This window comes from Chitinophaga sp. OAE865 (genome assembly GCF_040546735.1).
Lineage (GTDB): Bacteria > Bacteroidota > Bacteroidia > Chitinophagales > Chitinophagaceae > Chitinophaga > Chitinophaga polysaccharea_A.
Genome location: NZ_JBEPOF010000001.1, coordinates 2,472,586 through 2,484,186 on the forward strand (window position 1 = coordinate 2,472,586; position 11,601 = coordinate 2,484,186).

Genomic DNA, 11,601 nt, shown 5'->3' on the forward strand with positions numbered 1-11,601 from the left:
AAATAAACGGATATGTTCATTTATATCTCCTTTAATCTTTATAAAAATCCAAAAAATAAAATTCAAAAAATCAGAAAATAACATCCTCAAAATCATTAAAATCAGCGTAATCCTGCTCCAAGACAATTTCTTCGCCGAAGGCGAAGAACACTATTTTTTCCAGCAATCCTCCGCGTGGTCATCCACCATGCCGGTAGCCTGCATGTAGGCGTAGCAGATGGTGGAGCCCACAAATTTGAAGCCCCGCTTCAGCAGGTCTTTGCTCATAGCATCCGAAATGGCTGTTTTGGCAGGAACGCCGGACATGCCTTTACGGTAGTGGTTTACGATGGGTTTGTGGTTTACAAATGACCAGATGTATTTGTCGAAGCTGCCGAATTCCTTTTGAACTGCGAGATATGCTTTTGCATTGCCGATAACTGACTTTATTTTAAGGCGGTTGCGGATGATGCCCTCATTCTGCATCAGTTGCTCCACCTTTTTTTCGCTGTATTTGGCTATTTTTCTGGCGTCCCAGTTATCAAAGGCTTTGCGGTAGTTCTCTCTTTTGGTAAGTACGGTATACCAGCTGAGGCCCGCCTGTGCGCCTTCGAGACATAACATTTCAAAGAGATGCTGATCATCGTGACTGGGCATGCCCCATTCTTTATCGTGGTAATCCTGGTACAGCTTGTCTTTGTTGGACCAGCTGCATCTTACTTTTTCTATAGCTGCCATTCGCTGATAGTTTTATTCACCTGCAATTTATATATTTCCAGATCTTCAGCGGTTTGTTTAATGAAACTATTGTCTTCCAGGCTGCCTACTACAGCGTTCATTTCTTTCTCACTTTCATAAGCCAGCTGACGGAAAGGGTTTTTATAATCCTTTTCCCTGGAACGCCTGATCTGTGCGGTGATCCATTCCATGGTAGCAACAGAATCGTTCATCCATTGCGCCAGGTTAGCGGCGGAAAGATCGCTGTTTTTGAGCTCCAGTAAACAGGCTATGGCATGTTGTAATTTATCGGCTGCATATTCCTTGCCTATTTGTTCATAGGCGGTATGCAGTTCAGGCCAGCTGGCGATCTTGTTTTCCCGGATCTTTGTTTTGAGGGTGGCCACGGTTTCTGCTTTCATCAGCTGCCCGCCAATGTTTTGCCAATCGCCGCGTTTGGCTGTTTTAACCGCATCCTGTAAATCAGCAAAGGAAGATTTTTTTGCTGCCAGGATGTTTTTTACTGCATACAGCACCACCATGTCATTGAACAATGGATAAGCCCTGTGTACTTTCAGCAGTTCCACATCGCGGGAGCTGTTTTCAAAACCTTTGGAGAGAATGGTCAGTGCGGCTACTTCTTCCGGGTTATTTTTTAACAGTTCTTTCCCTTTGTTGCGTATATCCTGTTCCGTTAGCTCTCCTGTGGGAATATTTTCCTCCAGGGCATACCATGCTTTGCCGGTGGCGGTTTCCATGATGGCCAGTGCCTGGAATATTTCCTCTACCGAATCGGGGGCCAGGTAATCGTATTCAATGAGTTGTTGTTTATCGGTGCGTTTGTCGCGGTCTACATATTTCCAGGAGTTGCGCGCAATAGCGTACATATTGTAGAGGAACCAGTAGCCCGGCATTATTTTCAGGCGGTTTTCATGTTCGTCGTTTACCACCAGGCTGAATGGAATGGAGATATTCAGCTCCGACATGTAATTGCCTTTGGAAATAAGCGTAAAGCTGGCGAAGCGGGAGTTATGTTTGAGGCTTACGCAGAGGCCCGGCCAGAATCCCCTGCCGGCGATGATTTCACCGTCGGCCCCACGTGAATTGTGATTAGAGCCGATGGTAGCGCCGGCGGCCATATTGCTTTGCCCCATGATAAGCGCCGCACACAGGAACGAGTTATTATGGTGTTGTTCATGTGCGGGGAAGATGAGCGAGTTGAGCACTTCGCAGCAGGAAATAGTGGCGTTGTTGCCAAGGTAGGAGTTGATCAGCCTGGCGCCGTATTTCAGTTGTGAGTGGGAGGCCATTACAAAGCGAACGGCTTTCACGCCATAGAATACGCGGCAGCCGTAACCAATTATACCATTCACCATTTCGCAACCCTCACCGATCTGTGAAGAGGCTTTGCTGTTGCTGTTGATGGTAAGGTTTTTCAGTTTGTTGGCGCCTTTCAGGTAAGCATCCGTACCAATGGTAACGTCTTTGATCATCTTACAGTTCTTGATCACTGTACGATCACCTACCATACCATAGTAGCCGCGTTTTTTATCAAATTGTTTTTCTGTGAATGTTTTGAACTGTTGCTGCAGTTGTTCATCGTCGCGGTAGCGGGTCCACAGGTAAGCGTCTCCGGGGAGCATGCCATCAAACGGCATTACGCTTCTGCCGCCGTTTTCATTACATAATTCCATCCAGATGCGCCCGCTTTCGTTTTCCCCTTCCTTTACGATGCCGTTTCCGAATTTGGCGTAATCAGTGGTAGCCATTTCATTTACATTGGCTACAATCACTTCATTGCCGAGGATATAATGCGACAGGTAGTTTACATTATGCACCACTACATTGTCGCCGAAATCGCAGGCACAGATGGTGCTGTTGTATAGTCCTACCGGCATCCGCAGGTTGTGGAACTCCAGGTAGTAGGGCTCCAGTTTTCCGATACGCACCATCCCGAAAAAGTGGCAGTGCTGTACCAGTTGCGGATCAAATTCGTCGGAAACAAAAATAATATTCCAGTCATCGGAGGTATTATCATTACGTACCAGTGATTCTATTTCATGTGCGGTTAATTTCCTGTATTTGTCTCTTCTGCTCCATTGCTCATTACGAAGATAGTATTCGTCTTTGCCTTCCGGTAACGTGGTTTCAATGAAATTATACCCCAGATCAGAGAGGGGTCTTTTTTGGATATTATTCATGAGGATACATCATTTAGGGAAATGACCATCTGGTTATTTTATTATGCGTGCAGATAATAAAATAACCAGATAAGGTATCTCCATTTTCTTTATTCTACTGTAACTGATTTTGCAAGGTTCCTGGGCTTATCAACGTCCAGGCCTTTGAGCACGCCTATATGATAAGCGAGCAGTTGTAACGGCACTACAGAGATGATGGGTGCAACCATTTCATCTGCCGCAGGCACAAAAATCACATCATCCGCCATAGGGGGGATGGTGTTGTCGCCTTCTGTTACAACAGCGATCACTTTACCTTTACGGGCTTTAATTTCCTGGATGTTGGACACTACTTTTTCATAGTAGCTGTCTTTCGTGGCAACAATTACTACCGGCAGGTTTTCATCTACCAGTGCAATAGGGCCATGCTTCATCTCCGCAGCGGGATAACCCTCCGCGTGGATGTAGGAAATTTCTTTCAGTTTAAGCGCTCCTTCGAGGGCTACCGGGAAGTTGTATCCACGACCCAGGTAGAGGAAATCGCGTGCGTCTTTATATTTATCAGCCACCTGTTTGATCTGGTCATCCAGTTTAAGGGAGGTAGCTACTTTTTCAGGAACCTGTTCCAGTTCATCGAGCAGGTGCTGGAACCTTTGAGGAGTGATGGTGCCTTTATCGGCGGCCAGTTTGAGGCCTACCAGGCAAAGCACTGCCAGCTGGGCGGTGAAGGCCTTGGTACTGGCCACGCCTATTTCAGGGCCTGCGTGCGTATAGGCGCCTGCGTGAGATAAGCGTGCAATGGAAGAACCTACTACGTTACAAACGCCAAGGATGATGGCGCCTTTTTCTTTGGCGCTTTCGATGGCCACCAGTGTATCGGCAGTTTCGCCGGATTGGGATACGGCAATGATCACATCGCCGGGGCCTACCACCGGGTTACGGTAACGGAACTCGGAGGCGTATTCCACTTCCACGGGGATGCGGCATAGTTCTTCGATCATGTATTCGGCTACCAGGCCGGCGTGCCAGGAGGTGCCGCAGGCCACAATGATGATACGTTTGGCATTGCTCAGTACATCCGCATATTCGCGCATACCGCCCATGGTGAGCGTGCCTTTCTTTGCATCAAGACGGCCGCGTAAACTATCGAAGATGGTTTGGGGCTGTTCAAAGATCTCTTTCAGCATGAAGTGTGCGTAGCCTCCTTTCTCAATGGCGGCCAGCTCTATATCCAGCTTTTGAATGTAAGGCGTTTGCCTTTCATTGGAAATATTTTTCAGGATCAGCTCATCCGCTTTGATGATGGCAATTTCGTAATCATTCACATACACTACTTCTTTGGTGTATTCAATGATGGGAGAGGCGTCGGAGGCCAGGAAGTGCTCGCCCTTGCCTACACCAATTACGAGCGGGCTTCCCTTACGGGCAGCGATCAGTGTATCGGGGTTCTCTTCATCGATCAATACAATCACATAAGCGCCTACCACTCTTTTTAAAGCAATGCGCAGGGCCTCTTCCAGTGAGCACTGGTTTTGTTTTTTGATCTCCTCGATAAAATGAAGCAGTACTTCGGTGTCGGTATCACTATGAAAAACGTGGCCCTGATTGACGAGCTCCTGTTTCAGCTGTACATAGTTTTCAATGATGCCATTGTGGATCATGGCCAGTTTACCGTCGCCTGATAAATGCGGATGCGCATTCCGGTCGCATGGCTCACCATGTGTAGCCCAGCGGGTATGACCGATTGCAATATGGCTCCGCAGGTCTTTTCCCTCAACAAATGCTTCGAGGGCGGCAACTTTGTCTTTTTTCTTGTATACCTGAAGCCCGTTGTTGATCAGGGCTACTCCCGCGCTGTCGTATCCGCGGTATTCCAGTCTTTTGAGGCCTTTTAATACTACCGGGTAGGCTTCTCTCTGCCCGATATAAGCTACTATTCCACACATAAGGTTTTTGGATTTGTGCTAGGTTTTATCATTGCAATATCGCATTAAAATGTTAAGATCACATCAGGAAATGTGAATATTGTTTAATTAAAGATATGGTCTACATAGTATTCTACATCGTCTAATGTAAAATGAAAAAGGGAATACGGAAACGATATTGACGAAAATTAAGATTCCTTAACATTCGCCTGCATCATTCACCGTATTCCCTTTTATATTTTTTTTATTGAGATAGAACTAAATAAAAAAAATTAAAATGCAATCATCTCTTCAAGAGCGTACTCTCGAAGAGCAAAAGTATTCTTTTATATTCATCTGTCCAGCTGCTGGGGGTAGTAAATCCATGATCTTCTACAGGATATACTGCCAGTTCCCAGTTATTCTTCCCTAATTCTATCAGTCGTTGTGACAGGCGCACAATATCCTGGAAATGCACATTGGTATCTACCATGCCATGACACATCAGCAGTTTGCCTTTCAGTCCTTCTGCAAAATAGATGGGCGAAGACCTGCGGTAGGCAATGCTGTCAGTGAACGGCTCATTTAATATATTGCTCGTATAGCCGTGATTGTAATGGGCCCAGTCCGTTACCGACCGCAATGCAGCGCCGGATGCGAACACATCTGGCTGGGTGAAAAGGGCCATCAGCGTCATAAAGCCGCCGTAACTGCCTCCGTAGATACCAATACGACGGGCGTCCACCTGCAATTTTTCTGCCAGATATTTGGCCCCGTCCACTTCGTCATCCAGGTCTTTCCCGCCCATATGGCGATAAATGCCGGTGCGCCAGTTGCGGCCGTAGCCTGCACTGCCGCGGTAATCCATATCCAGCACCGTATAGCCTTTATCGGTAAGCAGGTTATGAAACATATATTCCCTGAAATAGGAGCTCCACCATTTATGCGCATTCTGTAAATAGCCGGCGCCATGTACAAAGATCACCGCGGCGCCGTTATTTTTAGCAGGGTCGGGCGTATACAGGCGGGCGTATACGGGCTGGTTATCGCGGGCAGTAAAAGTAATTACCTGCGGATCGCGCCAGGGGTATGACCTGAATTCGTCCGACTGCGCCAGGTTGGTTACCTGTACCGGTTTTGAGCCCGGGGTATTGGGTTGCAGATATAATTCCCAGGGCTTGTTGGAATAGGAATAGCGGAAGGCGATCCATTTGCCATCGGGCGATATGCTTACATCATTGGCGCCGGGCATGGTGGTGATCTTTTCCGCCTTTCCACCGGCAACGGCTAAACGATAATATTGCTGTTCACCGGGATGTACTTCGTTGGTGGTGATATAGAAATATTTTTTATCGGGAGATAGTTGTGCGGTTTGTACTTCGTAATTGCCGCTGGTGATTGGTTTCACATCGCCATTAGTTACATTGGCGGTATACAGGTGGGAGTAACCGGTGGCTTCAGACTGGAACCAGCAGGTGTTTTCATCTATCCATCCGAGGTTGGCGCCGCCCATGCTCCAGCCAATACCAGGACCGGCTATCCAGGCTTCATCGCGCTGGCGGTTGATGGTTTTCAGTGTCCCGGTAGTCCCGTCCAGTAAGGCGATCCAGCGGTCTTTGTTGTCCTGTGAACGGATGTCAACGATGGCATGCGTGCCTTTATCCGACCAGTACGGGCCGTTCACGATCACCTCCCTTACTTTGGGCGTATCTTTTTTCGTATAGTCCTTAACGTAATCGGGCTGGTCTTTGATGCCGGGGAGATCTGAGATTTTGATGGGGAGTACGGTATCGCGCTGCCGATCGTAAACAAAGCTTTCAAAGCTGCGTTGGGGTGAGCCCACCTTGTCGCGGGCGGCGATATCAGTAGTATATCCGGAAGCTGTGACAAACTCCGGTACAATGGTAGTATGGCTTTTTACCTGGGTACTGATTTTGTAGGTTATAAAACGGCCATCGGGGCTGATTTGTATATCCCGCTGGAATTTGCCTTGCTTACCCAGATTGCGTAGTGGCTTTGGGGTATAGCGCTCGTTAAAAGCATCACTCGCATCTTTTTTCGCTTTTTCATCCCGCACCACTTCCATTATCTCCAATTGCTGGGCCTTCAGGAATTTGTCCGCCGCATTTAGATTGTCGTCTGGATCATCGTTGTCATTGGGCCAGCTGAAATCGGTCAGCTGTGTGGTTTTCCCCGTTGCCTTTTCCCAGGCAAAAAGATTACCGCCATCCTGGTATACGACCTGCTTCTCTCCAAAACTGAATACGGGGTCGGATTTACGCGATTTTGTTTGTGTGATTTGAATGCTTTTTCCTGTTTTTATTTCCTGCAAATAAACATTAGACTGATAGGTATAAAGCAGTAATGTTTTATCTGCATTATAATTACCATTTGCCCTGGCATTAATCAGCGAACGTTCATCCGCTGCCGTTTTTCGGGGCGTGTTGTTTTTTACGCCGGCATAGTAAAGGGAATCACTCAGTTGTTTATCCGGGTTCCAGCTGAAGTAAACGGTCTGGTTGTCGGGCCCCCAGAAAACGTTATCAGGAGAAGTTCCTATCCATTTGGGATCGCGCATGATCTTTTCTACCGTAAGCGGTGCTACCTGCTGGGCGCAGAGGCGGTTGGCTGATAAAAAAATAATGGCGGGCAGTACCCATTTTCTCATAGCGGTTCATTATTTTGTTGGGGAATAAATGTAACGGTTTAATCATAAATTGCCGTAAGTTTTGGATGGACGTAACGCGGTCATCTGCCTTAAATCCGTTCTATGCGTATATTGCCACTATTGCTTTCCTGCCTTTCTTTTGCCGCCTGCAAGCCCAAACGGCCCGTGCGCCAACCGGTGCCGGTGTCTGAGGATACCACTTTTTTAACCGGTACTTTTTATGTGATCAGGCATGCAGAAAGAAACCCCGGCCCGGATTCTACATTAACGGTAGCCGGCCAGGAAAGGGCAGGTGCTTTATACCGGCTGCTGAAAGATTCAGGGCTCAATAAAATTTACTTCACACCTTACAAACGAACCATTGCCACGGCCGATAGTATGCGGATCCGTTTACATCTTGATACCTGTTTCTATGCAGCGGATACCAGCGGGGAGTCTTTTATTTACCAGGTTACCCGGCATGGCGACTGGGGCAAGCGTCTCCTTGTGATAGGGCATTCCAACACGGTGGTACCTATCCTTCGCAGCCTGAAAGCCAATCCCCATATGGATATTATAGGAGAGAACGAATACGACAGGTTGTTTATAGTGCGGAAAACAAGGGAGGGTACGGAGCTTAAAGAAATATGTTACTAGCGGAGGAAAAGCTTTTCCCCCGCTATAGTGGCGCGTTACAGCAATATGCCTTTCATAAGCGTATAGGCCACGGTGAAGTAAATGAGCAGTCCCGTTACATCCACCAGGGTAGCTACAAACGGGGCAGAAGACGTGGCCGGGTCCGCGCCGCATCTCTTTAACAGCAAGGGCAGCATAGAGCCAGACAACGTTCCCCACAGTACAACGCCTACCAGGGAAATGCCTACTGTAGCCCCAATCAGTACGGTATGATCGCCATAAGTATGGAACAGGGAGTTCCAGAGCAGGATACGCAGGAAGCCGATGGCGCCCAGTACGCCGCCAAGCAGCAGACCGGAAATGATTTCCCTGCGCATTACCCGCCACCAGTCGCCTATGCCGATCTCGCCCAGGGCCATGGCCTGGATGATCAGGGTAGATGCCTGTGAGCCGCTGTTACCGCCGCTGGAAATGATAAGCGGCACAAACAGCGCCAGTACTACGGCCTTTGCAATTTCATCTTCAAAAAATCCCATGGCGGTAGCCGTGAGCATTTCACCGATAAACAATACTACCAGCCAGCCTACCCGTTTTTTTACGAGGCGCAGCAGGGGCATATCAAGGTATGGCTCATCCAGGGCTTCGGTACCACCGATCTTCTGAATATCTTCGGTGTGCTCTTCATTGGCTATCCATAACATATCATCGATGGTCACAATGCCGAGCAGCACGCCCTGGTCGTCTACCACGGGCAAGGCTACCCTGTTTTCCATCCGGAATACCTGTATGGCCTCTTCCTGGTCATCGTTGGCATGGAGCGATACAAAGCGGTCGTCCATCAGGGTATGTACCACCGTATCCGGCGATACCAGCAGGAACTCGCGTATCCGGAAATCATCCAGCAGCTGTCCTTTTTCATCAATTACATAAATTACATCGATGGTTTCACTGTCTTTGCCATGTTCCCGGATATAATCCAGCACTTCCTTTACGCTCCATTCTTCCCTCACGGCAATATAGTCGGGCGTCATGATACGGCCCACACTGTTCTCCTTGTAACCCAGGAGGGAAAGGGTGATCCGGCGCTCTTCGGGGTCCAGCAATTTGATGAGCTCTTTTACCGCTTCGCTGGGAAGCTCTTCCAGGAAGGCGGTACGGTCATCCGCAGGGAGCTCGTTCATGAGCTCTGCTATTTTCGCGGGCGATAAAGTGCGTATTACATCTTCCTGCAGAGGAAAGTCCAGGATACGGAAAGCCGCTGCCGCTCTTCCGATCGACAGGTGATTGATGATTGTTCCGGCATCTTCAGGGACCTCGTGAATCAATTCGGCTATATCCGTAATCAGCTGGTCATCCAGGTAAACTGACAATTCGCGGTAATTTTTCTCATTTGTCAGTGTCTGGAATTTCTCCAGTAAAGCTTCATTTTCCATGTACAATTTGCCTCTATCTGCGAAATTAAGTTAAAATAGGCACGCTGCCGGGCAGCCCTTATAATAATTCTGATACATGCAGGCGGATGTTGCTGCAAATATTATCCAGCGGCAAATCGTTGGCGTCTTTGCCGAAGGGGTCTTCAATTTCTTCTGCAATGAGCTCCAGGCTTGCCAGCACAAAGAATACGAACACAATCATGGGTATAATGAGATAACCCAGGCTGAATACATATCCAAAGGGCATGGACATTACATAGAAGAAGATAAATTTCTTGATAAACACGCTGTAGGAGAACGGGATAGGGGTGTTCCTGATCCGTTCGCAGGCGCCGCATACATCGGCAAAGGACTGCAGCTCGGTGTTCAGCAGGATGAGCTGATCGCCGGTCAGCTGCCCGTTGCGGTACAGGTCCATTGTTTTGGAAACAATGAGCTGCGACAACTGGTTAGGCACATGTTTGCTGATATCGGTATGCAGGGGTTCCTGCCCGGGGATAGCCTCCATCTCCTCATGAATATAAGTTTTACGCAAATGGTTTTTCAGGCTATAGGCAAAATTCGGGATCATTACCTTAAAGAATTCCCTGTCGGCTTTGTTTTCAGCCGGCAGCATGGCCTGGATCTTAATGGCCAGGTTGCGGCTGCTGTTCACCAGGGAGCCCCATAGGCGGCGGCCCTCCCACCAGCGGTCGTACGCCGTGTTGGTGCGGAATACCAGTAACAGGGAGATCACAAAGCCCAGCAGGCCATACATCAGCGTTATATTCTTTAACTCGCTCTTTTCAGACAGCTTCCATACCTCCAGCTCCAGCCAGGCAATGATGGCAGAATAAACAGAAAGGGCAATAAACATGGGGAACAGCTTCCTTACCGTATCTGCTTTATGGAGACGGAAAATGAACGTAAACCATTCTTTCGGGTTATAATTGATCATATATACAGGTTAATGAAAGGCAAAAAAAATATTTTCCGGGCGGCAAACCTAAATTTTTTAAACATGATTTTGATAACTTCCTGCTTTAACTTTACTTTACGTCTTCTTTTATTTTTGAAATTGCGCTATGATAAAGCCGTATTTGTACATTGATAAGTCGAAAGGAAAGGGCCGGGGTGTTTATACCAAAGAAAGGATCCCTGCCGGAACAAGGATAGAGACTTCACCTGTGCTCGTTCTTACTTACGACGATACCGAGATTGTGGATAAAACAAGACTCCATAATTATATTTTCCTCTGGGGTGCAAAAGAAACCCGTTCCTGCGTGGCGCTGGGCTTTTGCTCTATCTATAATCACGACTACGACCCCAACTGTGAGTATGAGATGGATTTCAAGGAAGAAACCATGAGTATCATCACCCGTCGTGAAATCAAGAAAGGAGAGGAGCTCTTTATCAACTACAATGGTGATGTAACAGACAATTCCCCCCTCTGGTTTGATACCAAAAAGAAACAGACGGTAAAAAAATAACAGGTAGTACGAATAGTGTCGTTGCAGGCAGATAGCAGTGAACAACAATTCCTGCCAGGCAACGCTATTATTCGTATTTCTTTCGTAATATTGTATAAGTACTTATATAATTTTAACGTCAACCTTTTATATGTCATTCTATCCGTCACTGGGCTACCTCGTTTTTGGCAGCCGCCTGCGCAGGCTGAGCGAATACTTTCTTATGGAAGTGAACAAAGTATACGAACAGGCGGGCATTCCCTTCGACGCCAGCTGGTTCCCCGTGTTCTACCTCTTATCAAAACAGCAGCCGGTTCCCATGATAGATATCGCCGAACAACTGGAAATATCCCACTCCGCCGTAAGCCAGATGGTGACCAATCTGAAAAAGAAAGGGCTCCTCAAAACAACGCCCTGCAAGGAAGACGGGCGCCGGCAGCTGGTGGCCTTCTCCAAAAAAGGAGAGGAACTGCTGCAGCAGATACAGCCTGTATGGGAAGCCATTACCACGGCTATGGAAACACTGGTAACAGAGAATAAACAAAGCCAGCAGATACTCACCGCTATTGCGCAGATCGAACAATCAGTGCAGCAAAAACCTTTATCAGACAGGATCAGGCAACAACTATAATATATCATACACCAGAAAAATCGAAC

At 47.7% G+C, this 11,601-nt stretch carries 9 protein-coding genes; 3 read left to right on the forward strand and 6 right to left on the reverse strand.

The genetic code is table 11. The features are described from left to right. Window positions 1–150: 150 nt before the first annotated feature. From ABIE50_RS10180 to ABIE50_RS10195, 4 genes are all read right to left on the reverse strand, one after another. Window positions 151–717, reverse strand: coding sequence for a DNA-3-methyladenine glycosylase I (locus ABIE50_RS10180; protein WP_209863865.1), 567 nt, complete (start codon window positions 715–717; stop codon window positions 151–153). Further along, window positions 705–2,897, reverse strand: coding sequence for a DUF4954 family protein (locus ABIE50_RS10185; RefSeq protein WP_209863863.1), 2,193 nt, complete (start codon window positions 2,895–2,897; stop codon window positions 705–707). The genes ABIE50_RS10180 and ABIE50_RS10185 overlap by 13 nt, the downstream gene beginning before the upstream one ends. An 89-nt stretch (window positions 2,898–2,986) precedes the next feature. Further along, the gene (gene glmS / locus ABIE50_RS10190; protein ID WP_142683341.1) at window positions 2,987–4,822 is read right to left on the reverse strand and encodes a glutamine--fructose-6-phosphate transaminase (isomerizing); all 1,836 of its coding nucleotides are present in this window, start codon (window positions 4,820–4,822) and stop codon (window positions 2,987–2,989) included. A 262-nt stretch (window positions 4,823–5,084) separates the two neighbouring features. Then, complete coding sequence (locus tag ABIE50_RS10195; RefSeq protein WP_209863860.1) at window positions 5,085–7,448, reverse strand: S9 family peptidase; 2,364 nt, start codon at window positions 7,446–7,448, stop codon at window positions 5,085–5,087. A 102-nt stretch (window positions 7,449–7,550) separates the two neighbouring features. On the opposite strand from ABIE50_RS10195, the gene ABIE50_RS10200 reads away from it, so the two are divergent. Then, window positions 7,551–8,084, forward strand: coding sequence for a histidine phosphatase family protein (locus tag ABIE50_RS10200; RefSeq protein WP_209863857.1), 534 nt, complete (start codon window positions 7,551–7,553; stop codon window positions 8,082–8,084). Window positions 8,085–8,119: 35 nt separating this feature from the next. Here ABIE50_RS10200 and mgtE read toward each other — a convergent pair whose 3' ends face one another. Then, entirely contained in the window at window positions 8,120–9,496 is a 1,377-nt protein-coding gene (gene mgtE / locus ABIE50_RS10205) for a magnesium transporter (RefSeq protein WP_209863855.1), read from the reverse strand. Between the two features lie 58 nt (window positions 9,497–9,554). After that, a complete protein-coding gene (locus ABIE50_RS10210; RefSeq protein WP_142683337.1) occupies window positions 9,555–10,433 on the reverse strand; it encodes a bestrophin family protein in 879 nt (292 codons plus the stop codon). Window positions 10,434–10,560: 127 nt separating this feature from the next. Between ABIE50_RS10210 and ABIE50_RS10215 the strand changes: the two genes are divergently transcribed. Both ABIE50_RS10215 and ABIE50_RS10220 read left to right on the forward strand, forming a co-directional pair. Then, window positions 10,561–10,965, forward strand: a complete 405-nt coding sequence (locus ABIE50_RS10215) for an SET domain-containing protein (RefSeq protein ID WP_209863852.1) — start codon at window positions 10,561–10,563, stop codon at window positions 10,963–10,965. A 130-nt stretch (window positions 10,966–11,095) separates the two neighbouring features. Then, entirely contained in the window at window positions 11,096–11,575 is a 480-nt protein-coding gene (locus ABIE50_RS10220) for a MarR family winged helix-turn-helix transcriptional regulator (RefSeq protein ID WP_142683335.1), read from the forward strand. Window positions 11,576–11,601 lie beyond the last annotated feature (26 nt).

Coding starts and splice junctions, on each gene's coding strand:
- ABIE50_RS10200 (WP_209863857.1), top strand. CDS start 7,551: ATGCGTATATTGCCACTATTGCTTTCCTGCCTTTCTTTTGCCGCCTGC.
- ABIE50_RS10185 (WP_209863863.1), bottom strand. CDS start 2,897: ATGAATAATATCCAAAAAAGACCCCTCTCTGATCTGGGGTATAATTTC.
- ABIE50_RS10195 (WP_209863860.1), bottom strand. CDS start 7,448: ATGAGAAAATGGGTACTGCCCGCCATTATTTTTTTATCAGCCAACCGC.
- ABIE50_RS10180 (WP_209863865.1), bottom strand. CDS start 717: ATGGCAGCTATAGAAAAAGTAAGATGCAGCTGGTCCAACAAAGACAAG.
- glmS (WP_142683341.1), bottom strand. CDS start 4,822: ATGTGTGGAATAGTAGCTTATATCGGGCAGAGAGAAGCCTACCCGGTA.
- ABIE50_RS10215 (WP_209863852.1), top strand. CDS start 10,561: ATGATAAAGCCGTATTTGTACATTGATAAGTCGAAAGGAAAGGGCCGG.
- ABIE50_RS10220 (WP_142683335.1), top strand. CDS start 11,096: ATGTCATTCTATCCGTCACTGGGCTACCTCGTTTTTGGCAGCCGCCTG.
- mgtE (WP_209863855.1), bottom strand. CDS start 9,496: ATGGAAAATGAAGCTTTACTGGAGAAATTCCAGACACTGACAAATGAG.
- ABIE50_RS10210 (WP_142683337.1), bottom strand. CDS start 10,433: ATGATCAATTATAACCCGAAAGAATGGTTTACGTTCATTTTCCGTCTC.